The following is a 22,641-nucleotide window of genomic DNA, read 5'->3' as shown; positions in this document are numbered from 1 at the left end:
CGGGTGCTGCTCCACGGGCGCCTCGGTGCTGCACCACGGGGCGCCTCGGTGCCGCACGGCGGGGCGCCTCGGTGGTGCACGGCGGGGCGCCTCGGTGGTGCGGCTCGGTCGGTCCAGGGTGGGTCCTGGCCCTGGTCGAGATGTGGCGGGGGCGCGCCGAGGGGGTCGAGTTGGCAACTGTTCGTCGACTCGGCTAAAGTTCTCATCCGTCACCGGGAAGCCGGGGCGTGCGGACGTAGCGCAGCTGGTAGCGCATCACCTTGCCAAGGTGAGGGTCGCGGGTTCGAATCCCGTCGTCCGCTCGGAGATGCCGCCACGTTTGACCGGGGGCAACCCGGTGGGGTGGCCGAGAGGCGAGGCAACGGCCTGCAAAGCCGTGTACGCGGGTTCAAATCCCGTCCCCACCTCAGCATCATCGAGGGCGATTGGCGCAGTGGGAGCGCGCTTCCTTGACACGGAAGAGGTCACTGGTTCAAACCCAGTATCGCCCACCATTTTCGTTTAAGGTCGATGTCTTCCGAGTTGTAGCGGCAGGGCTCGTAGGAGCCGCTTCGTCGGCCAACTTCCTCGAACTGCACGCATTCCCGATCCGTGACGATGCCCGGGCGGTAGCTGGCCTGGTTTGTGGGCAATCCGGCCTCCGGAAACCCTGATGCCCTCGCACCACGTGGCAACCTGGTTGACGCCACTCAGGGGTGGGTTGGCGACATCGGGCCTGCCGGGAATGTGTAGCCACCGAGCCCCGGGCGCGGGAGCTCAATCGGGTTCCGCGGGGTTGCCGCACCTGCTACTGATCGCAGCCTCAATCTGATCAAGAGGGAACTGCCCGTCGGTATCATATGCCAGTTGAAGGCGTTGCACTTTTTTCACTTTGCGGGATGATGGTGCTTGGTGCTTGGTGCTGGATTGGAGGAGGGCCATGGCCACAGAGGCGATCATGCCAGGGGATGGGGAACGTCCTGCGTTGGCCGAGCTGGCCAGCTTGCTTCATGAAGGTTCGGGGGAGCTAGCGGTTCGTCGCGGCGGGTCTCAGCTTGAGGTTCCGGTGTCGGTCCAGGACGTGTTGACCAGGATTGCCGACGTTCTGGCGTCTGGTCGTGGTGTGGCGATCGTGCCAGTGGATCGGGAGTTGACGACCACGGAAGCGGCTGGACTGCTCGGAGTGTCCCGGCCGACACTGATCAAGCTATTGGAGGCCGGCGAGATCGGTTACTCGCGGCCGAACTCGTCGCGCCGGATTCCGCTGGATCAAGTGCTGGCTTACCGTGATCGCCGGGCTCAAGCCAGGCGGGCGATCCTCGATGAGCTTACCGCCGACGCGGTAGAGATGGGCATGTACGGGCAGCCCGCACCGGTCGAGACGGACGACGCGGCCTGATGCGTGACGACGATCGCAGTTCTGGACGCAAATGTTCTGATTCCCAACGCACTCTGCGACTTCCTGCTGCGCCTGGCGGAGGAGGACTTGTATCAGCCGCGTTGGTCGCCGGCCATTCTTGACGAGGTTCGACGGCATGTGCCGGTGCCGGCTGCGGCGATCGACCGGCGGATCGCGTTCATGAATGCCGCGTTTGGGGACGCGCTGGTCATCGCCGACGATTCGCTGATCGACCAGATGGGCAACGATCCGAAGGACGGTTTCGGCGAGGCGTTCCGTCTCTGGAGGGAGACGACGACCCGGTGGCCCCATAACCTACGCCCGGACCTTCGGTCTGGGATGGCCGCAACTGTCGTGGTCGGACGCGGGTGCAAGAACGGCGCCATCTACCGACGGGTCCTCAGAGATCGGAAACAAGCACACCCAGCGGCCGCTTGACAGGCGGAGGCGCTATCAGCGGTCCGTCGACGCCACCCGGCCCGGCGACAACACCCCGGATCGTCCGTACGACAGGGGCGGTAGTCATACCAGGCTGGGCGACCGAGCAGTCCCCGGCTGGGGACGATCAACAAGGTAACGGGGGGTCCGATCTCGGCGATCTTGCCGTCGGGTAGAGTAAACCTCGTCGCCGACGCGGTTCGGCGGCACGCGGACGTAGCGCAGCTGGTAGCGCATCACCTTGCCAAGGTGAGGGTCGCGGGTTCGAATCCCGTCGTCCGCTCGTTCACCGCCAGCTCGGATCGCCGGGTTGCGGTGGTTCAGGGCGATTGGCGCAGTGGGAGCGCGCTTCCTTGACACGGAAGAGGTCACTGGTTCAAACCCAGTATCGCCCACCATTGAATGTGCAAGAGCGGGTCAGCGAGGTGCTGCTGCCCGGGCCGGGAGTTCCGAGCGGTCGAGGTATCTGAGCCCAGTCAAGCTGACAACGTCGTTACGGGCACGTCCAGCTCGTGGTCTAGGTGCTCTTGCCGATAGATGTTCGTTTATTTTTCGTGAGCTGCGGCAAGGGATAGTTCCGGCTTTTCGGTCGACCTAGGTGTAGTGGGCGGGCGGGGTGGCCTGCTCGCCGTGCCGGCTGTCGTGCCTGGCCGTAGTCGATCTGTTAATAGTTAATTTTAAATTTTGCAATAAGTCGGTTACTCCACGGTAACTTGCTCGGCCGCGGTCCGTAATCTCGCCGAAACGCCCGGTTGGGCGGCACCGGAAGACCTGCCGGTAACGGCCCGCCACGACCAGTCCGGCCGCACCTCGGTCCTACCTCCGGGCAGGCCACGGCGGATCGCCTTTCGGTGTTGCGCACACCGATCCGAGTTCTGCCCTGGAGGAACGATGTCACTCCTGACCCGGCGGCGACGACCGCTGATGGCGAGCCGAGCGACCCGGCAACGATCCGTGGTGGCGACCGTCCTGCTGGCCGTGATCACCCTGCTGCTCAGCACGGCGGCACCCAGCGCGGCGGAGGAGCCCGACTGGTGGACGCCGACCGACCGGCCGGCGCCCGACTCTGCGATCGGGGTCACCGGAGCGCCGTTCACCGGCACCGACGCGCAGGGGCAGGTGCGCGGTTTCGTGGACGCGCACAACCACATTATGTCCAACGAGGCCTTCGGTGGGCGGCTCCTCTGCGGCAAGCCCTTCTCCGACGCGGGCATCACCGACGCGCTCAAGGACTGCCCGGAGCACTACCCCGACGGCTCCCTGGCCCTGTTCGACTTCCTCACCAACGGTGGTGACGGCCAGCACGACCCCGACGGCTGGCCGACGTTCGCGGACTGGCCGGCCCACGACTCGCAGACCCACCAGCAGAACTACTACGCCTGGATCGAGCGGGCCTGGCGTGGTGGCCAGCGGGTCATGGTCAACCACCTGGTCACCAACGGGGTGATCTGCTCGGTCTACTTCTTCAAGGACCGCAGCTGCGACGAGATGACCTCGATTCGGCTTCAGGCCGCCAAGACGTACGAGATGCAGGACTACATCGACCAGATGTACGGCGGAGCGGGCCAGGGATGGTTCCGCGTCGTCACCGACAGCGACCAGGCCCGCGAGGTCATCGCGCAGGGCAAGCTCGCCGTCGTCCTGGGGGTGGAGACCTCCGAGCCGTTCGGCTGTAAACAGATCCTGGACATCGCCCAGTGCGACGAGGAGGACATCGATCGCGGGCTCGACGAACTGCACGACATCGGCGTACGCAGTGTGTTCCTCTGCCACAAGTTCGACAACGCGCTCTGTGGGGTGCGATTCGACTCCGGGACCACCGGGATAGCGGTCAACGCCGGGCAGTTCCTGTCGACCGGGACCTTCTGGACGACGGAGCAGTGCCGGGGGCCGCAGCAGGACAACCCGATCGCCTCCGCAGACCTCGCTGGGCTGGGGGATCTGCTCCCGTCCGACGTCGAGATGCCGTCGTACTCGTCCGACGCGCGGTGCAACGTCCGCGGGCTGACCAACCTCGGCGAGTACGCCCTGCGGGGCTTGATGGACCGCAACATGATGGTGGAGATCGACCACATGAGCGTCAAGGCCACCGGCCGGGCGCTGGACATCTTCGAGTCCGTGTCGTACCCCGGTGTGGTCTCCTCGCACAGCTGGATGGACCTGCTCTGGAGCGAGCGGGTCTACCGACTCGGCGGGTTCATCACGCAGTACATGCACGGTGCCGAGCGGTTCATCACGGACGCGGATCGGACGAAGGAGCTGCGCGACAGTTACGACGTCGGGTACGGCTTCGGCACCGACATGAACGGCTTCGGCAGCTGGCCCGGCCCTCGGGGCGCGGACACCCCGAACCCGGTCCAGTACCCGTACCAGTCCGCGCAGGGAGGTGCCGTCATGGACCGGCAGACCACCGGTGACCGGACCTGGGACATCAATGCTGACGGTGCCGCCCACTACGGACTGGTGCCGGACTGGGTGGAGGAGATTCGGGTCCTGGGCGGCCAGGAGGTGGTGGACGACCTGCTGCGCGGCGCCGAGTCGTACCTCGGCATGTGGGGCGCCACGGAAGGCCACGTCCCCGGTGTCAACCTCGCCGCCGGGGCGTCCGCCTCGGCCAGCTCGACCGCGTGGTATCCGTTCACCACCTACGCCCCCCGTCGCGCCGTGGACGGCGACCCGACGACCCGCTGGGCGAGCTGGTGGAGTGACGACCAGTGGCTGCGGTTGGATCTCGGCTCGGCACAGCAGGTCCGGCGGGTCACCCTGGAGTGGGCGGGCGAGTACGCCAAGGCGTACCGGATCGAGGTGAGCGCCGACGGCAGCTCCTGGCAGACCGTGGCCTCCATATCGGATGGTGACGGTGGTCTGGACACGGCGATCTTTGACCCGACGTCGGTTCGCTACCTCCGCGTCCAGGGTCAGGAGCGCGGTACCGACTGGGGCTACTCGCTGAAGGAGGTCGGCGTCCACGCCAGCTGAGGTCGCGGTCCGGTCTTCTGCCGTCAGCAGAACTGCTGGCGGCAGAAGCCGGTAGGCGCAGCCGTCGCGGGCCGGCACGGTGGAGGCATGAGACTGCTGGTGTTGGGTGGTACGGGTTTCGTCGGCGGGGCGGTGGTCGGTGCGGGGCTGCGCCGGGAGTGGGAGGTGACGGTCTTCAACCGGGGCCGCCACGGGACGACGCCGGCCGGTGTGCGGCGGCTCCGGGGTGACCGGACCGCACCGGGCGGGCTGGCCGCACTCGCCGGCCAGGAGTGGGATCTGGTCGTCGACACCTGGGACGGGGCGCCCCGGGCCGCCAGGGATTCGGCACGGGCGTTGGCCGGGCAGGTCGGACGCTACGGCTACGTCTCCAGCGGGTCGGTCTACGCCGAGCCGGTGGCGTTGGGGTCGGCGGAGGACGCTCCGGTGGTCGACGCCGCGCCCGACGCCGCCGAGGCCGACTACGCGGCCAACAAGGCCGGCGCCGAGCGGGCCGTCCGGGAGGTCTACGGCGAGCGGGCGCTGATCGCCCGGGCCGGCTTGATCCTCGGACCGGGTGAGGACATCGGTCGGCTGCCGTGGTGGCTGCAGCGGACCGCCCGTGGCGGTGCCGTGCTGGCGCCCGGCCCGGCCGACCTCGCCCTGCAGTACGTCGACGTCCGCGACCTGGCGGCGTTCCTGCTCGACCCGGAGGTGTCCGGTGGGACGTTCAACGTGGTCAGCCGTACCGGGCATGCGACGATGGGGGAGTTGCTCGCCGCCTGCGTGGCGGTGACGGGGGCTGGTAGCCGGCTGCGCTGGATCGCACCGGAGCGGATTCTGGCGGCGGGCGTGGCGCCCTGGACCGACCTGCCGATCTGGATTCCGGCCGGGCATCCCTACCGCTGGTTGCAGGAGCGCGACGTGCGGGCCGCGCACGCCGCCGGACTGGGGTGCCGCCCGGTGGCCGACACCGTGGCCGACACCTGGTCCTGGCTGCGGGCGGTTGGCGTGGTGCCGCCCCGCGCGGGCCGTCCGCAACGCGCCCCGGTGGGCCTGGACCCGGCCCGGGAGGCGGCACTGCTGTCGACCGGACGCTGACCGCGCGCCGCGAGGCGGCCGGATGGTCAGAGCGGCCAGGCGGCCGGATGGTCAGAGCGGCCAGGCGGTCAGGCGGTCAGAGTGGCCGGACGGTCAGAGCTGGGGGACGGTCAGGTCGAGCACCTCGTTGACGTCGCGGCGGGGGGTGGGCCAGCCGGGTTGGCCGTACCCGATCCGCATCACCATCTGCGGGGTGCCGTAGCGGCCCAGCGAGAGCCGAAGCTGCTCCCGGGCGGTTGGTACCTCGATGGGTTGGGACAGCATCGACACGGAGAGCCCGGCGTCGGTGGCGGTGAGCAGCGTACGTTGTAGGGCCTGGCCGGCGATGACCTGGTCAACGGCGGTGTTGCCGGGGCCGCCGAGCACCGCGACGAGGGGTTCCGGTTCGAAGTCGCGGCCGGGGGCACGTTCCCGGCCGCCGAAGGCGCGCGCGGGCAGCAGGTCCTGCGGCTCGAACGGCGGGCCGCCGGCGTTCGCGGGTACCCCGTCGGGGGCCTCGTCGTGGTGGACCCACTTCTCCCGCTCGGCGCGGTACGACGGGTTGCGCTCCAGCACCCGGTGGGCGCCCCGGGCGATCTCCGCGAACGCGTTCACCGCGCTCGTACCGATCAGCAGCTCCAGCCAGCACTCCTCGGCCCGGGCCGCTTCGGTGAGCCGCCACCGCGCGTCGGCGGGCACCGGGTCGGGTTGGAAGGGGGCGCGGTTGCTGAACCGGCGGGGGATCGCCCCGTGGAGGTCCTGCTCGATCGGGGTGGGGCGGCGCGGCGCGTCCGGGACCAGGCGGGCCACCACGTCGGGCTCGGCCGGGTACGGGCGCAGCCGGACGGCGGCCGGTGTCTCCGCGACGGCCAGGGCGAGCCGGAGGTTGAACAGCGCCGCACCGGTGGCGATGCGGATACCCCAGCCGTTCGGGTCGGTGGCGGGTAGCCGTCGGGACGGGTCAACCAGCACCTCGATCCCGCCGTCGCGCAGGCGGAACCGCCACGGCTGCGTGTTGTGCAGCGATGGGGCGCGAATGGCGTCGGCTGCGGCGGCACGTAGCTGCGCTACGGTGTAGTAAGCGTCCATGGTGTCGCTCCCCTCCGTTGGCGCGCCACGGCTGCTGCTTCGTCCACCGTCTCCCAGACGGGGCCCGGATTTCCAGGGCCGGATGTCCCTTCCCAGCGGGACCGACTGTCCTGCCCCAGACTCACCGCTTCCCGGCGTTCGTACTATCAGCCCGTGCTGTCCGCATTGTCCCTCTTGTCCGTTCCTGTGGAGCGGGAATCGCCGAGCGGGCGCCCGGCCGGGGCGGGTCGGGACCTTCGACCCCTGCAGAACAGCCGCCAGCAGGGTAGAAACAAGGGATGATCCGCGTGTACCTACTCGACGACCATGAAGTCGTCCGTCGTGGCCTTGCCGACCTGCTCACGGCCAGCGGTGACATTGAGGTCGTCGGCGAGTCCGGCCTAGCCCAGGAGGCGGCCCGCCGCATCCCGGCGCTCCGGCCCGACGTGGCGATTCTCGACGCGCGGCTACCCGACGGCAACGGCATCGACGTGTGCCGGGACATCCGGGCCCTAGACTCGTCGATCAAGGGCTTGATTCTCACCTCATACGAGGACGACGAGGCGCTCTTCGCAGCGATCATGGCCGGCGCGGCCGGCTACGTGCTCAAGCAGATCCGCGGCACCGATCTGGTGGACGCGGTCCGGCGGGTGGCCGCCGGGCAGTCGCTGCTCGACCCCGCGATCACCACTCGGGTACTGGAGCGGATCCGCAGCGGCGTCGAGCAGCCACGGGAGCTGAAGTCCCTGACCGAGCAGGAACGGCGGATTCTGGAGTACGTGGCCGAGGGGCTCACCAACCGGGAGATCGCCGGCAAGATGTTCCTCGCCGAGAAGACAGTGAAGAACTACGTCTCCAGCATGCTGGCGAAGCTCGGCCTGGAACGGCGGACGCAGGCAGCCGTACTCGCCACCCGCCTGCTCGGCAAGACCCACTGACCCGGCGGGGGTGATCCGGTGCCGCTGGCGGCTCAGCTGTCCAGCGGCACGGACCAGTGCAGCCGGGCGCCGTGCGGGTGCTCCGGTCGTACCTCGAACACCCCGCCGTGGCGCTCGGCACGTTCGCGCAGGTTGACCAGCCCGCCCCGGGCGGCAGCCGGATCGCAGCCGATCCCGTCGTCGGTGACGGTCACCGAAACCTGACCGGCCGCCACCCGAACGGTGACCGCGACGCGCTGGGCCCGGGCATGGCGCACCGTGTTCGACAGTGCCTCCCGCAGCACGGCCGTGAGATCGGGACGCAGCTCATCCGAGACGGCGCTGTCGATCGGGCCGGCCAACTCCAGCGCGGGTCGGAAACCCAGCGACTCGGCGGCGTCCTCGACCGCCTCCCGGATCTCCGAGCGCAGCTGCGCGGTCATCGGCGTGCGCAGCTCGAAGATGGTGCGACGGATGTCCTTGATCGTGGCGTCCAGGTCGTCCACCGCCGCGTTGATCCGGTTGGCGAGTTCGGGGCGGGTACTCATCGGCACCGCACTCTGCAACTGCAGGCCGGTGGCGAACAACCGCTGAATCACCACGTCGTGCAGGTCCCGGGCGATCCGCTCACGGTCCTCCAGCACCACCAGCAGCTCCCGCTCCTCCTGGCCCCGGGCCCGCTCCATGGCCAGCGCGGCCTGCGCGGCGAAGCTGCCGAGCAGCGCCAGATCGTCCTCGCTGGTCTCATCGTGGTCGGCGCTGTACGCCACCACCAGCACGCCGTGCAGGGTGTCCGCGGTCGCCAGTGGAGAGAGCACCGCCGGCCCGGTGTCCAACAGCGCCGGCCAGGGCGCGGCGTGGGCGAGGTCCGCCACCCGGTCGTGCCGGCCGTGGATGACGGCGGCGCCGAAGCTGGTGTCGGCGGCCGGCAGGACCGTGCCGACCAGGGCAGCGGCCTGCTCACCCGCGCCATCAACCACGTCCACGGTGAAGGTGTCCGCGCCGGGGTCATAGAGCAACACCAGCGCCAGCTCCGCCTCGGCGACCTCCCGGGCGCGCCGCGCCACCAGCGACAGCGCGTCGGTACGGCGGACCTCGCCGAGCAGTAGCGTGGTGATCTCGGCGGCGGCGGCAAGCCACCGCTCCCGCCGGTGCTCCAGCTCGTAGAGGCGGGCGTTCTCGATCGCCACCCCGGCCGCGGCGGCCAGCGCCACCACGATCTCCTCGTCGTCCTCGGTGAACTCGGCTGCGTCCCGCTTCTCGGCCAGGTAGAGGTTGCCGAAGACCTGGTCCCGGATCCGCACCGGGACGCCGAGGAAGCTGTGCATCGGCGGATGGTGCGGCGGGAAACCGTAGGAGGCGGGGTGCTGGGTGATGTCGGGCATCCGCACCGGGCGCGGATCGTCGATCAGCAGGCCGAGGACGCCGCGGCCGTGCGGCAGATCACCGATCTTGGCGCGCTGCTCATCGTCGAGACCGTGGGTGACGAAGTCGTGCAGCGTCCGATCCCGGCCGAGGACGCCGAGCGCGCCGTAGCGGGCCCCGGCCAGCTCAGAGGCCGCCTCGACGATGCGTTGCAGCGTGCTGCGCAGGTCGAGGTCGGTGCTGATGCCGACCACCGCGTCGAGCAGGGCCCGCAGCCGTTCTCGACTGGCGACCACCTGGCTGACCCGCTCCAGCATCTCCTGCAGCAGCTCGTCCAGATGGACCCGGGACAACGGGGTCAACCCGAGCGAAGGGGTGGCGTGCGGTTCGTGTTCGGGACTGGGTGTCACCGGCCGATGCTAGCGTCGCCGGCCAGGCACGTGACACGCCCGTCAGGTTCCGCGGACCGCTGTGGTGTCCACCACCTGCTCCACCGGGAGCCGCGGCGTGTGCGGCGGGCCGGCGTGCGTCGGATCCGCGCGGCCCAGGCGCAGCACCAGATACGGGTGTCCCATGCCGGCCAGTACCCCGCGCAGCTCCGCGCGGGTACCCGGCACTTCGATCACCCCGCTCAACGGCACCACCGAGACGCCCAGCCGGGTCGCTGTGAGCCAACCCGCCGACAGTGCCTCACCGGCCCGCAACCAGGTGCTGGGCTCGTCCTCGTCGCCGTAGAGCAGCGCGTACGCGGCTGCCTGGTCATGACCGGGCCCCACCGGCAGCGTGCCGGCCCGGCCGAAGTCCCGGCCGGGCACGGTGGTCTGTGGGGGCGACTCCGGCAACACCGCCGCCGGCAGACCGACATTGTCGGCCCGGCTCGTCCAGTACGCCAGCTCCGCGCGCAGCCGGGGATCCTCCGACTCCACGGTGTCGGCCTGAGACGCGGCGGTTGCCAGCTGCAACACCTGGTCCCGGTCAAGTTGCTGGAGCCGGACCCCTTCGGCGGTGGCCGCTTCGGTGATCTCGGTAAGGGCCGAGTCAGTGATCGGTTCGTCACCGATCGGTCGGCGATCGGTGTGCCGGATTCGCATGCACTGCACCAGGTGCATCGCCTCGGGGTCCGTCCCCACCCGGGTCAGGCCGGTGAGCCGGGCCAGCAGGTCCGGATCATCCGGGTCGGGGGTCCGCTCCACCTCATCCGGGTCGGGGATCCGCTCCACCCCCGCCTGCCACCCCTCAGCGGCCAACGCGACCCGGGCGTGGTGCAGCGCCGCACCGCAGCTCAGGACGAGCAACCGCCCCTCCGGATCGGTGGCGGTGAGCTGCCGGTCGCGGACCACCCGCAGCTCCAGCGCGTCGGGCAGGACCCGCCACCGCCACGGTTGGGTGTTGTGCACCGAGGGGGCGCGACCGGCCGTCGCGGCGGCCTGCGCGAGCGCGGTGGTCAGCGCGTGGTCCGTCTGGCTCATGCTCTCGACCCTTCCCTCGAACACATCGTGCCGCACCCGGCGGGCACCCGGGTGCGGTTGCCGATCCATCCTGCGACATTCGTCCGCCAATCACATGGGGCGCAGGTCCCGTCGCCGCTGGACCATTCGACCCGGGTGACGCGCTGCCCACCTCGGTGACCCGCTGGAACGACTCTCGACCCGGTGGGTTCGGTGATGTGCCGCCCACCCCGACCGACCCGCTGGGACGATTTCGGGGATGGCGGCGGAGCCGGAGTGCGTGCCCGAGCAGCCGGCGCGGTCCAGGCCGGGCGGCCGGCTGCTCTGGGTGCCGCTGGGCGGGCTGACCGCGCTGGTGCTCGCTGGCGTGGTGGCGTGGCTCGCCGGCCGGTCCGGCCTCGCGGACCTGCTCTGGGCCGTCGCCACGGTGGCCGCGTTGGTGCCGGCCGCCGGGTCGATGCTGCGCGAGCTCTGGCACCGGCGGTACGGCGTCGACGTGATCGCCGTCCTCGCGCTGGCGGGCGCGCTCGTCGTGGCGGAGTACCTGGCCGGGGCGGTGATCGCGGTGATGGTGGCCACCGGCCGGACGCTGGAGGCGTACGCCCAGGGGCGGGCGACCCGCGACCTCCGTGCGCTGCTCGCGCACGCCCCGCGCAGCGCGCGCCGACGCGCCCCGGACGGGACGATCGAGGTGGTCCCGGCGGACCAGGTTGTCGCCGGCGACAACCTGCTGGTCGGCCCCGGCGACGTGGTACCGGTCGACGGGCAGCTCACGGCGGCGGCCACGCTCGACGAGTCGGTGGTGACGGGAGAGTCGCGGCTGGTCCAGCGTGCCGCGGGGGATCGGGTGGGCAGCGGTGTGGTGAACGCCGGTGCCGCCTTCGGGCTGCGGGCGACCGCGGACGCGGCTTCCAGCACGTACGCCGGGATCGTGCGGCTGGCCCGGGAGGCCACCGCGCAGAAGGCGCCGACGGTCCGGCTGGCCGACCGGTACGCCATCGCCTTCGTTCCGTTCACCCTGCTGCTCGCCGGGCTGGGCTGGCTGGTCTCCGGCGACCTGGTCCGGGCGGTGGCGGTGCTGGTGGTGGCCACGCCCTGCCCACTGCTGCTGGCCACCCCGATCGCCATCGTCTCTGGGCTGTCCCGTACCGCCCGGCACGGGGTCCTGGTCCGCGACGGCGGCTCGCTCGAACTGCTCGGCCGGGCCCGCACCCTGCTGGTGGACAAGACCGGAACCCTGACCGCCGGCCGGCCCAAGGTGGCCGAGACGGTGCCGGCCCCGGGGACCACGGCCGACGAGGTGCTGCGCCTCGCCGCCTCCGTGGAGCAGCTCTCCCCACATGTGCTGGCCACCGCGCTGGTGGAGGGGGCGCGGGAGCGGGAGCTCGGCCTCGCCGAGCCGGAGGGGGTCACCGAGGAGCCGGGCCGGGGCGTACGCGGGCGGGTGGCGGGCCGTGACCTGTGGGTGGGGCAGCTCGACAGCACACCGCCACAGTGGGCGGCCCCGGCCCGGGACCGCGCCGAGGAGGCCGGGCACTCGCTGGTGTGGGTCGGTGCGGCCGACGGGCCGCTCGGCGTGATCCTGCTGGCGGACCCGGTCCGGTCCGACGCGTCGCGTACGGTCGGCCGACTGCGGGCGGCGGGGCTGCGCCGGATCGTCATGGTCACCGGCGACCGGCCGGCCACCGCCCGCCGGGTGGCCCGAGAGGTCGGGGTGGACGACGTCCTCGCCCGCTGCGCACCGGCCGAGAAGGCGGACCGGGTCCGCGCCGAGGTGGATCGGGCGGTCACGGTGATGGTGGGGGACGGGGTGAACGACGCCCCCGCCCTGGCCACCGCGGATGTCGGTGTGGCGATGGGCGCCACCGGGGCCACCGCGTCGGCGGATGTCGCCGACGCGGTGCTCACCGTTGACCGGCTGGAGCGCCTGGCCGACGCGGTGGAGATCGCCCGGTACGCGCGCCGCATCGCCGTGCAGAGCGCCACGGTGGGCATGGGGCTCGCCGTGCTGGCCATGTTCGCCGCCGCCCTCGGGCGGCTGCCGCCGGTGGCCGGTGCCTTCCTTCAGGAGGGTATCGACGTGCTGGTGATCCTCAACGCGTTGCGCGCCCTACTCGGCCCGGGCACCCTACGACGGTGACCAGTCTCGGCGACGGTGACCAGTCTCAGCGTTCGCGGACCACGGCGACCGGGGAGTGCGCGTGGTGCAGCAGCTGTTGGCTGACCGAGCCGAGCAGCATCCCGGCCAGGCCACCGCGGCCTCGGCTGCCGACCACGACCAGCTGGGCGTTGCGGCTGGCCGTCACGAGCAACTCGGCCGGGTTGCCCTCGGCCACCTCCACCGTGATCTGGAGATCCGGAAACGCTCGCCGCCAGCGAGCCAGTGACTCCTCCAGCTCGCCGCGGACCGCCCGGGCATCCGCTCGGGCATCCGGGGCGGATGGTGGACGCTGACCCGGCGGTGAATGCCACCCACGCAGCACGTGTAGCGGTACCTTCCGGGCGGCGGCCTGCTCGACGGCGAAGCCCAGGGCGAGCAGCGACTGCTCCGAGCCGTCCACCCCGGCCGCGACGTGCCCGGTCCGCCCCCGGCGGTCGGCGTCGCCCCGGACCACCACCACCGGGCAGTGGGCGTGCGCGGCCACGGATCCCGCCGTCGAGCCCACCAGCAGGCCGGCGAAGCCGCCGAGCCCGCGCGTGCCGAGTACCAGCAGGCCAGCCCGGGCCGAGAGCTCCTGGAGCACCAGCGCGGGTGGCCCCTCGTAGAGCGCACCGGTGACGGTCAGCTCCGGGCTGGTCGCGTCCCCGGCGGCCTGCCGGACCAGCTCCTCCGCCTGCCGCCGAGCGGTGTCGTCGGGCCAGATGCTGGGCCCCCCACCGGGGCCGGTCCACCCGGCCATGGTGAGCCACTCGAAGACGTACGCGAGGTGCACCGACCGCCCACTCCGGGCGGCCTCGGTCCGGGCCCACTCCTGGGCCCGGACCGCGTCCGGCGAGCCGTCGTAGCCGACCAGGATCTCGGTTCCGTTCACTGATAGTCGCCCAGGCCGGCGTCTGTCTCCCGGACCCACCGCCACTGCGCCACCCGCGGGTCGTCGGCGCCGTGCTTGCGGGTGTAGTCCCGGCACGACTGGCGGGCGTCCACCATCTCCTGCCGCAGGTGCGCCGCCCGCGCGCCGAGCCCGGGTACCCGGTCGATCACGTCGATGACCAGGTGGAACCGGTCCAGGTCGTTGAGCATCACCATGTCGAACGGAGTGGTGGTGGTGCCCTCCTCCTTGTAGCCGCGAACATGCAGGTTGGAGTGGTTGGTCCGCCGGTAGGTCAGGCGGTGGATGAGCCACGGGTAGCCGTGGTAAGCGAAGATGATCGGCTTGTCGGTGGTGAAGATGGTGTCGAACTCCGAGTCCGGCAGCCCGTGCGGGTGCTCGCTCGACGGTTGTAGCCGCATCAGGTCCACCACGTTGACCACCCGGACCTTCAGCTCGGGCAGGTGCTGGTGCAGCAGGTCGACCGCCGCGAGGGTTTCCAACGTCGGGACGTCCCCGGCGCAGCCGAGCACCACGTCCGGCTCCGTACCGCCGTCGTTGCTGGCCCAGTCCCAGATGCCGATGCCGCGCCGGCAGTGCAGGACCGCCTCCTCCATCGACAGCCAGCTCGGTGTGGGTTGCTTCCCCGCGACAACCACGTTGATGTAGTGCCGGCTGCGCAGGCAGTGGCTCATCGTGGCGAGCAGGGTGTTCCCGTCCGGTGGCAGGTAGACCCGGACCACCTCGGCCTTCTTGTTCACGACGTGGTCGATGAAGCCCGGGTCCTGGTGCGAGAAGCCGTTGTGGTCCTGCCGCCAGACGTGGCTGGAGAGCAGGTAGTTCAGCGAGGCCACCGGCTGCCGCCAGGGGATGCCCCGGGTTACCTTCAGCCACTTGGCGTGCTGGTTGACCATCGAGTCAACGATGTGGATGAACGCCTCGTAGCTGGTGAAGAGGCCGTGCCGGCCGGTCAGCAGGTACCCCTCCAGCCAGCCCTGGCAGAGGTGCTCGGAGAGCACCTCCATGACCCGACCGTCGGGGGAGAGGTTCTCGTCCCCAGGGACGGTGGCCGCCACCCAGGCCCGGTCGGTGACCTCGAAGGCGGCGCCGAGCCGGTTGGAGGCGACCTCGTCCGGGCCGAAGAGCCGGAACGTGTCCGGGTTCGCGGCGATGACGTCGCGGATCCAGCTGCCGAGCGTGCCGGTGGCGCTGGTGACCGCCGTACCGGGACGCGGCACGTCAACCGCGTAGTCGCGGAAGTCGGGCAGGACCAGGTCACGCAGTACCTGCCCGCCGTTGGCGACCGGGTTGGCGCTCATCCGGCGGTCGCCCTCCGGCGGCAGGTCCAACAGCTCGGCCACCGGTGCCCCGGTCGCGTCGAAGAGCTCCTCCGGGCGGTAGCTGCGAAGCCAGCGTTCCAACTCGGCCAGGTGCTGCGGGTCCTGGCGCACCTGCGGCAGCGGCACCTGGTGCGCGCGGTGGGTGCCCTCCACCCGGTTGTCGTCGACCTCGCGCGGGCCGGTCCAGCCCTTCGGCGTACGGAGCACGATCATCGGCCAGCGCGGGCGCTCGATCTTGCCACCGGAGCGGGCTCGCTGTTGGATGGCGGCGATCTCGTCCAACGCCCGGTCCATGGTCGCGGCGAGCGTTTGGTGGACTGTGGCCGGATCGTCCCCGGCGACCAGGTACGGCTCGTGGCCGTACCCGCGCATCAGATCCAGCAGGTCGGACTCGGGGAGCCGGTCCAACACCGTAGGATTGGCGATCTTGTAGCCGTTGAGGTGCAGGATGGGGAGCACCGCGCCGTCGCGGGCGGGGTTCAGGAACACGTTCGACAGCCAGCTGCCGGCCAGCGGCCCGGTCTCTGCCTCACCGTCGCCGATCACGCACGCGACCAGCAGGTCCGGGTTGTCGAACGCGGCACCGTAGGCGTGGCTGAGCGCGTACCCGAGCTCACCGCCCTCGTGAATCGATCCTGGCACCTCCGCGGCCACGTGGCTGGGAATGCCACCGGGGAAGGAGAACTGGCAGAAGAGCTGCGCCATGCCGGCCTCGTCTCGGCCGGTGCCGTGGTAGAGCTCGCTCCAGGTGCCCTCCAGCCAGGTGTTCGCCACGATCGCGGGACCGCCGTGGCCGGGACCGGTGATGTAGATGGCGTTCAGGTCGCGGGCGACGATGACCCGGTTGAGGTGCGCGTAGAGCAGGTTCAGGCCGGGGCTGGTGCCCCAGTGCCCGAGCAGGCGCGGCTTGACGTGGTCCACGGTGAGCGGCTCGCGCAGCAGCGGGTTGCCCCGCAGGTAGATCTGCCCGACCGTGAGGTAGTTCGCCGCCCGCCAGTACGCGTCCAGTCGGCGTAGTTCTTCTTCGGTCAGGGGTTTGTGCTGGGCGGTTGCGATGTTCATGCTTGCCTGAGCCTCTCGGTCGGGTGTGGCGCATCCGGGGCGTTGTGGCTAGCCTCGCCGACGGCTACCGCCGGGCTAAGAGGCGTTGGTCCCGGGTCTCACGGACTCTCTGCCGGAGGGACTCCCCGCACCACAACCGTGGGCGTGGGCGAGTGGTAGAGCAGGGTCTGACAGGTTGCGCCGATCATTCCCCGGCCGGGCTGTTGGCCGCGCGCGGCCACCACCACCAGCTGTGCGGACCGGGACTGCTCCACCAGGACATCGCCGGGAGCACCGCGGATGGTGTGGCACTCCACCGGCACTCCCGGCTCCGGGCCGCCGATCTCCGCCACCGTGTCGGCGAGGATCGCCGGTGTGTCGTCGTAGCCGCGCTCCACCACCCGGACGGCGACCAGGCGGCCGGTCCGACGGATGGCGCAGTCAAATGCCCACTTCAGGGCCTGCCGGGAGCCGACCGAGCCGTCCACTCCGACCAGCACCGGCCCCTTCGTCGGCGGTTCGCGGCGGGCCACCAGCACCGGGCAGCCGGCCTGGGTGACGAGCTGCACCGCCGGCGTGTCGGCGGGGAGGGCGCAGCCGGGCTGTCGGGTACTCATGCCGCTGTCGCCGACGGCGACCAGGAAAGCCGTCTCCGACCTGCGGATCAGTGGCTGCACCCGCGAGCCTTCGGCGATCTCGTGACCTACCGTCAGCGTCTCCTCGACCTCCCGGGCGACCTCGACGGCACGATCGAGGAGTTCCGTGGCCGCGTCGTGCGTGCCGGCGACCGACTCCGCCGCGAAGGCTGCCCCCCAGTCGAAGGTGTGGATCAGCTGGAGGGGGTGCCCGAACGCGGCCGCTTCCTGCGCGGCGAGCTCGACCAGCGGCAGGTCCCGTTCCGAGCCGACCCCGACGAGCGCCGGCGCGTCACTGGCTGCGGCCATGTCGGCATCACCTCCGCGGGAGTCGCCCCCGGCCTCCGTCCTGAGGCTAGTCCGGGCAGCGCGGCGCTGGGGTGGGATCGGTGTAGCGCGCGTGGCCGGGTGTGATCGTGACGAGCCACCGGTGGCCGGTTACCAACGGTGCTAGCGTCGATTCCGTGGGTGATGCTGAGGGGCTCGTCGTCGCCGCCGTTGGGGATCTGCTCATTGTGCGGGATCGTCCGCATGACATTTTTCGGCACGTGCGGGACCAACTGGTCGGGGCCGACATCACCTTCGGCCAGTTGGAGACCGCGTACTCCGAGGAGGGTTCCCGGGGCTCCTCCGGGCCGCGCGGCGCCGTCCCACACGACGTGTCGAACTATGCCGCGATCCCACACGCGGGTTTCGATGTCATCTCGATGGCGAGTAACCACACCGGCGACTGGGGTGCCGACGCGCTGCTCGACTGCATCGGACGGTTTCGACGCGACGGCATCACGGTGGTGGGTGCGGGGGCGGATATCGAAGAGGCCCGGCGGCCGGGGATCATCGAGCGGGACGGCACCCGGGTCGGCTTCCTGGCCTACTGTTCCGTCGCGCCGGAGGGTTACTACGCCGGGCGGCACAAGCACGGGGTCGCGCCGATGCGGGCGATGACGCACTACGAGGCGTTCGAGCCCGACCAGCCCGGCGGGCCGCCCCTGATCTCCACCCACACCAACGACGCCGACCTGGCCGCCCTTATCGCGGACATCTCCCGGCTGCGGGAGCAGGTGGACGTGCTGTTTGTGTCGCTCCACTGGGGCCTGCACTTCCAGCGCTCGCGGCTCGCGGACTACCAGCCGGTGGTGGCCCATGCCGCGATCGAGGCCGGCGCGGACGCGGTGATCGGGCACCATCCGCACATCCTCAAACCGGTCGAGGTCTACCAGGGCAGAGTCATTTTCTACAGCCTCGGCAACTTCGCCCTCGACCTCAACGAGCGCTGGTGGCGGTCGTTCAACCGGGAATGGTTCGAGGCAGCCCAGAGGTTCCACCAGTCGCGCGCCCCCGGCCGGGATCTGAAGGCCGAGGGGCGGAAGTCGGCGATCGCCCGGTTCCACATCGCCGACGGCAGCATCAGGTGGGTTGAGGTTGTACCCGTGCTGATCAATGAGAACGACGAGCCGGTGCCGTACCGGGTGGACACTCCCGACGGGCGCGCGGTCCGCGACTACCTGGCGGAGATCACGGCCGAGGCGGGGATGAACACCGCCTTCGACGTGGTCGATGAGAAGGTCCTGGTACGCCTCTGACGCCTTCGAGGCGTTTCGCCTCGCCTTTCCAGCAATAGGGCGGTAAACATGGCTTTAGTCCTATTTGCGGATGTGGTGCGCTCGGAGGTGTTGGGCGGTGCGAAGATTCCGCCAGCATGCAGGCTGTGGTGCCCGAAAGCGCTGGCGAGGAAGGACCGCCGGAGGTTGGTTCGCCCTCGTGGTGGCCGTGACAGCCACCCCGGCGGCGGGCGGGTCGCCCGCGATCGCACACCGCGCGTCGGTCGCGATCGCGCACCCCACGTCGCTCGCACAGCAGGCGTCGTCGCCGACCACCGCCACCTCGGATGCCGTCCTCGCCTGGGGCGACAACTACTACGGCCAGTTGGGTGATGGGACCACCAACAACTACCGCACCACGCCCATCCCCGTGGGCTTGCCAACCGGCGCTGAGCTGACCGCTGTCGCCGCCGGTGACGCGCACAGTCTGGCGTTGACGTCGGCCGGCACCGTTCTCGCGTGGGGCAGAAACCGCGTTGGTCAGTTGGGTGACGGGAGCACCACCAATCGCCGCACTCCCGTTGACGTTTCCCTGCCGCCGGGCACCACGGTCACCGCCGTCGCCGCCGGCTTCAACCACAGTCTGGCGTTGACCTCCGCCGGCACCGTCCTTGCCTGGGGTGACAATTCTGTCGGTCAGTTGGGTGACGGCAGCACGGCGAACCGCAGTACGCCGGCGGCGGTGAGGTTCCCGCCCGGCACGGTGATTACCGCTGTCGCCGGCGGTGGCGTACACAGCCTGGCGTTGACGTCGGACGGCACCGTCCTCGCCTGGGGCGACAATTCCTCCGGTCAGTTGGGTGACGGGAGCACAACGAACCGCAGTACGCCGGTGGTGGTGGGGTTGCCGGTGGGCACGAGAGTCACCGCTGTCGCCGGCGGTGGCTCGCACAGCCTGGCGGTGACCTCGGCGGGCAACGCCCGTGCCTGGGGCAACAATTTCGTTGGCCAGTTGGGCGACGGGAGCAATATCAACCGCGACGCTTCCGTTCCCGTCCGCCTGCCCCCGGGCACCACGGTCACCGCCGTCGCCGGCGGCCTCACCCACAGTCTGGCGTTGACCTCGGTCGGCACTGTTCTCTCCTGGGGCAGCAACAACTGGGGTCAGTTGGGCGATGGGACCGCCAGGGACCGGAACACGCCGGGCTCGGTGAGCCTGCCCTCCGGCGTCACGATCACCGCGGTCGCCGCCGGCGATCTCTTCGGCCTGGCGATCACCTCTGTCAATACCGTCCTCGCCTGGGGCAGCAACATCGTCGGCCAGTTGGGTGACGGGACCACCACCGTCCGCCGGACGCCCGTCGCGGCCAGCCTGCCCACGGCAACCACGATCACCGCCATCGCCACCGGCAGCGGCCACAGCCTGGCCCTGGTCGAAGCGCGAGCAGCGTCCACCACAGCCCTGCGAGTCTCGCCCCGGAACCCGACGGCCGATCAGGATGTCACCCTCACCGCCACCGTCACCTGCACCACCGACACCCCCACCGGCAGCGTCACCTTCCGCAGTAACACCACCGACCTCGCCACCGTGCCGCTGGGTGGCACCAACACCGCCACCCACACCACCGGGTTCCCACCCGGCACCCACACCCTCACCGCCCACTACGCCAGCACCAACACCTGCCCCAACAGCCGGTCCGAGGCCACCACCATCACCATCGACACCCCCACCGACCCGGACACCCCCACCGAGCCCGACACCCCCACCGACCCGGACCTGCCGATCACCGGCCCCAACGTGTCAAGCGCCGTGGGTGCCGCCGTCCTGCTCATCCTCACCGGAGTCACCCTCATCCACCTCACCCACCGACGTCGGCCACCCCACCAGCGCCCATGAGTCGGCGGTCGTGACCCGCTGGGGCCGGGCGGAGTCCGGCCCGGCCCGACAATGGCGGAGGGCGGCCTGGCCGGGACCCGTAGGATGCCGCCATGCCGTTGCTGAGCTGGCGTGACCCGCTACTTTGGCGGCCGAGCCGGGTCCTGGTCGCAGGAACCTCTGGGGCGGGCAAGACGAGCCTGGCGACGTCGCTCGCCGAGGCATGGCAGCTCCCTCGGGTGGAGCTCGACGCATTGCACCACGGTGAGCACTGGGTACCGCGCCCGAGCTTCGTTGCCGAGGTGAGTCGATTTGCCGCTGGGCCGCGCTGGGTGACCGAGTGGCAGTACACCGCCGAGCTCGGCGACATTCTCTCCGGCAAAGCCGATCTGGTGGTGTGGCTGGACCATCCCCGGCAGTTGGTGATGCGGCAGGTGATCGCCCGCACGATGGCCCGCAGTTGGCGGCGTGAGGTGCTGTGGAACGGCAACGTCGAGCCCCCGCTGCGGACCGTCCTGACCGACCCCGATCACGTGATCCGATGGGCGTGGCGAACGCAGAAAGGCCCGGGTGAGCGCGTAGCCCAGCTGCTCCAGCAGCGGGGCCCGGCGGTCATGGTGGTGCGATTGCGCGGCCGTCGACAGGTGCGTCGGTGGACGTCCCGGGTCCTGCCGTTCGCGGTCCCGTCGGATGTCGCGCCGGCGGTGCTTTCTGCCAGCGCTGAGGCTGGACCCGTCAGTGCGGTCGGTCCTCGCGCCGACGATCCCGGGAGCTGATGCCCAGATCGTCGGCGAGCTCGCCAAGAATCCCCTTGGGCTTCGACCTGCGGCGAGGGCGGAGAGCTTGGAACACGTCGATTACACCCACCAGGATGAGCACCAGCCCGAGCGGTTCACCCCGGAACCAGAGCAGCTCGGTGTCTGGAAAGAACAGTCTGAGCACCAACCCAAAAATGATCAACGCTAGACCCAGGGCCAGCTTGAACGCCATGCCGTCGCCTCTCTGGTAAGTGCAGATGCAGGTTGAGCGGTCTCACGATCTCAGCCAGAGATGAACCGCGCTGTCCCGAGCTTCTTCTCCGGCTGCTGGTCGCCGTTCTGGGTCTTCGTCGGCTCGGGTCATTCGTCACCAATGCCTACTTCGTTCGCTTATACCTTGCGGCAGGTGAGCTTTCGACAAGGCTGGGGTAGGGCTAAGTGGCGAGTTTCTGGACCGGCACGGTCGCGGACGTGAAAAGAAGCTGGGCCCGGCCCGCGAGTCTGCGGAAGCTGTTCGCGGTACTGCTGATGGTGGCGATCGTGCTGGGCACAACCTCGGTCGGTACGGCGCGCGTCCTTGCACAGGACCTGCCGTCGGCGGCAGCGGGCTCTCCTGGCACCGGCCTGGCCTGGGGCGACAACGGTTCCGGCCAGTTGGGCGATGGGACCACCATCAGCAGCAGCACTCCCGTTGGGGTGGACTTACCCGGCGGCACCACGATCACCGCGCTTGCCGGCGGGGGTCTCCACACTCTGGCGTTGACCTCCGCCGGCACTGTGCTGGCCTGGGGTGCCAACGGTTCCGGTCAGTTGGGTGATGGGACGACCGTCAGTAGCAGTACCCCTGTTGCGGTGGATGTGCCGACCGGCATCACGATCACCGCCGTTGCCGCCGGCAACTTCCACAGTCTGGCGTTGACCTCCGCCGGCACCGTGCTGGCCTGGGGATTCAACGACTTGGGACAGTTGGGTGATGGGACGACCGTCAGCAGTAGCACTCCTGTTGCGGTGGATGTGCCCGGCGGCACCATGATTACTGCCGTTGCCGGCGGCGGCTTCCACAGTCTGGCGTTGACCTCTGCCGGTGCCGTGTTGGCCTGGGGTGCCAACGGTTCCGGTCAGTTGGGTGATGGGACGACCGTCAGTAGCAGTACCCCTGTTGCGGTGGATGTGCCGACCGGCATCACGATCACCGCCGTTGCCGCCGGCAACTTCCACAGTCTGGCGTTGACCTCCGCCGGCACCGTGCTGGCCTGGGGATTCAACGACTTGGGACAGTTGGGTGATGGGACGACCGTCAGCAGTAGCACTCCTGTTGCGGTGGATGTGCCCGGCGGCACCATGATTACTGCCGTTGCCGGCGGCGGCTTCCACAGTCTGGCGTTGACCTCTGCCGGTGCCGTGTTGGCCTGGGGTGCCAACGGTTCCGGTCAGTTGGGTGATGGGACGACCGTCAGTAGCAGTACCCCTGTTGCGGTGGATGTGCCGACCGGCATCACGATCACCGCCGTTGCCGGCGGCCGCTTCCATAGTCTGGCGGTGGCTTCCGCCGGCACCGTGTTGGCCTGGGGCCTTAACGACTCGGGCCAGTTGGGTGATGGGACGACCGTCAGTAGCAGCACTCCTGTTGCGGTGGATGTGCCCGGCGGCATCACGATCACCGCCGTTGCCGCCGGCAACCGCCATAGTCTGGCGTTGACGCCCGCCGGCACCGTGCTGGCCTGGGGCCTCAACGTCTCGGGCCAGTTGGGTGATGGGACGACCGTCAG

The 22,641-nt window shown here is 70.3% G+C and carries 17 protein-coding genes and 5 tRNA genes; 15 read left to right on the top strand and 7 right to left on the bottom strand.

The window, feature by feature from the left end; all coding sequences use genetic code 11:
* Positions 1-229: 229 nt before the first annotated feature.
* The 9 genes from T398_RS01775 to T398_RS01735 all read left to right on the top strand — a co-directional run bounded on the left by T398_RS01775 (position 230) and on the right by T398_RS01735 (position 5,875).
* Positions 230-302, top strand: a tRNA-Gly gene (locus T398_RS01775).
* Positions 303-336: 34 nt separating this feature from the next.
* Positions 337-407, top strand: a tRNA-Cys gene (locus T398_RS01770).
* 12 nt (positions 408-419) lie between these two features.
* A tRNA-Val gene (locus T398_RS01765) sits at positions 420-494 on the top strand.
* 425 nt (positions 495-919) lie between these two features.
* Entirely contained in the window at positions 920-1,378 is a 459-nt protein-coding gene (locus T398_RS01760; RefSeq protein ID WP_496443804.1) for an excisionase family DNA-binding protein, read from the top strand.
* Positions 1,379-1,381: 3 nt separating this feature from the next.
* Positions 1,382-1,816, top strand: coding sequence for a hypothetical protein (locus tag T398_RS01755; protein ID WP_496443802.1), 435 nt, complete (start codon positions 1,382-1,384; stop codon positions 1,814-1,816).
* Between the two features lie 210 nt (positions 1,817-2,026).
* Positions 2,027-2,099 (top strand) — tRNA-Gly (locus tag T398_RS01750).
* A 40-nt stretch (positions 2,100-2,139) separates the two neighbouring features.
* Positions 2,140-2,214, top strand: a tRNA-Val gene (locus tag T398_RS01745).
* Positions 2,215-2,740: 526 nt separating this feature from the next.
* The gene (locus T398_RS01740) at positions 2,741-4,795 is read left to right on the top strand and encodes a discoidin domain-containing protein (protein WP_496444079.1); all 2,055 of its coding nucleotides are present in this window, start codon (positions 2,741-2,743) and stop codon (positions 4,793-4,795) included.
* An 87-nt stretch (positions 4,796-4,882) separates the two neighbouring features.
* Positions 4,883-5,875: an NAD-dependent epimerase/dehydratase family protein gene (locus T398_RS01735; RefSeq protein ID WP_496443800.1), complete on the top strand. Its 993-nt coding sequence runs from the start codon at positions 4,883-4,885 to the stop codon at positions 5,873-5,875.
* A 93-nt stretch (positions 5,876-5,968) separates the two neighbouring features.
* Here the strand turns inward: T398_RS01735 and T398_RS01730 are convergent, their stop codons facing one another.
* Positions 5,969-6,943, bottom strand: a complete 975-nt coding sequence (locus tag T398_RS01730; protein ID WP_496443798.1) for an Acg family FMN-binding oxidoreductase — start codon at positions 6,941-6,943, stop codon at positions 5,969-5,971.
* 278 nt (positions 6,944-7,221) lie between these two features.
* Here T398_RS01730 and T398_RS01725 point away from each other — a divergent pair, with 278 nt between their 5' ends.
* Positions 7,222-7,860: a response regulator gene (locus T398_RS01725; protein ID WP_018253417.1), complete on the top strand. Its 639-nt coding sequence runs from the start codon at positions 7,222-7,224 to the stop codon at positions 7,858-7,860.
* 32 nt (positions 7,861-7,892) lie between these two features.
* Here T398_RS01725 and T398_RS01720 read toward each other — a convergent pair whose 3' ends face one another.
* Both T398_RS01720 and T398_RS01715 read right to left on the bottom strand, forming a co-directional pair.
* Entirely contained in the window at positions 7,893-9,614 is a 1,722-nt protein-coding gene (locus tag T398_RS01720; RefSeq protein WP_496443796.1) for a sensor histidine kinase, read from the bottom strand.
* Between the two features lie 42 nt (positions 9,615-9,656).
* On the bottom strand, positions 9,657-10,673 hold the full coding sequence (locus tag T398_RS01715; protein WP_496443793.1) for an Acg family FMN-binding oxidoreductase: 1,017 nt from the start codon (positions 10,671-10,673) through the stop codon (positions 9,657-9,659).
* A 238-nt stretch (positions 10,674-10,911) separates the two neighbouring features.
* Here T398_RS01715 and T398_RS01710 point away from each other — a divergent pair, with 238 nt between their 5' ends.
* Positions 10,912-12,792 carry a heavy metal translocating P-type ATPase gene (locus T398_RS01710; protein WP_496443791.1) on the top strand — a complete coding sequence of 627 codons (1,881 nt, stop codon included), beginning with the start codon at positions 10,912-10,914 and terminating at the stop codon, positions 12,790-12,792.
* A gap of 25 nt (positions 12,793-12,817) precedes the next feature.
* Here the strand turns inward: T398_RS01710 and T398_RS01705 are convergent, their stop codons facing one another.
* The 3 genes from T398_RS01705 to T398_RS01695 form a co-directional block, all read right to left on the bottom strand.
* The gene (locus tag T398_RS01705; protein WP_496443789.1) at positions 12,818-13,684 is read right to left on the bottom strand and encodes a universal stress protein; all 867 of its coding nucleotides are present in this window, start codon (positions 13,682-13,684) and stop codon (positions 12,818-12,820) included.
* Complete coding sequence (locus T398_RS01700; protein WP_496443786.1) at positions 13,681-16,083, bottom strand: phosphoketolase family protein; 2,403 nt, start codon at positions 16,081-16,083, stop codon at positions 13,681-13,683. The genes T398_RS01705 and T398_RS01700 overlap by 4 nt, the downstream gene beginning before the upstream one ends.
* A 98-nt stretch (positions 16,084-16,181) precedes the next feature.
* Entirely contained in the window at positions 16,182-17,006 is an 825-nt protein-coding gene (locus T398_RS01695; RefSeq protein ID WP_496443784.1) for a universal stress protein, read from the bottom strand.
* A gap of 155 nt (positions 17,007-17,161) precedes the next feature.
* Between T398_RS01695 and T398_RS01690 the strand changes: the two genes are divergently transcribed.
* The 3 genes from T398_RS01690 to T398_RS01680 all read left to right on the top strand — a co-directional run bounded on the left by T398_RS01690 (position 17,162) and on the right by T398_RS01680 (position 20,890).
* Complete coding sequence (locus tag T398_RS01690) at positions 17,162-18,280, top strand: CapA family protein (RefSeq protein WP_496443782.1); 1,119 nt, start codon at positions 17,162-17,164, stop codon at positions 18,278-18,280.
* Between the two features lie 97 nt (positions 18,281-18,377).
* Positions 18,378-20,135, top strand: coding sequence for an RCC1 domain-containing protein (locus T398_RS01685; RefSeq protein ID WP_496443780.1), 1,758 nt, complete (start codon positions 18,378-18,380; stop codon positions 20,133-20,135).
* A 92-nt stretch (positions 20,136-20,227) separates the two neighbouring features.
* A complete protein-coding gene (locus tag T398_RS01680) occupies positions 20,228-20,890 on the top strand; it encodes a P-loop NTPase family protein (protein ID WP_496443778.1) in 663 nt (220 codons plus the stop codon).
* Here the strand turns inward: T398_RS01680 and T398_RS01675 are convergent.
* Positions 20,850-21,104 (bottom strand): hypothetical protein, encoded by a 255-nt coding sequence (locus tag T398_RS01675; protein WP_018725431.1) that lies wholly within the window; start codon positions 21,102-21,104, stop codon positions 20,850-20,852. The genes T398_RS01680 and T398_RS01675 overlap by 41 nt on opposite strands.
* A 206-nt stretch (positions 21,105-21,310) precedes the next feature.
* Between T398_RS01675 and T398_RS01670 the strand changes: the two genes are divergently transcribed.
* Positions 21,311-22,641, top strand: a 1,331-nt coding sequence (locus T398_RS01670) for an RCC1-like domain-containing protein (protein ID WP_496443776.1), incomplete at its 3' end; no start/stop codon positions are given.

This window comes from Salinispora goodfellowii (assembly GCF_059570675.1).
The sequence above is the reverse complement of the archived record's forward strand: the minus strand, read 5'-3'. Positions and strand labels throughout refer to the sequence as shown.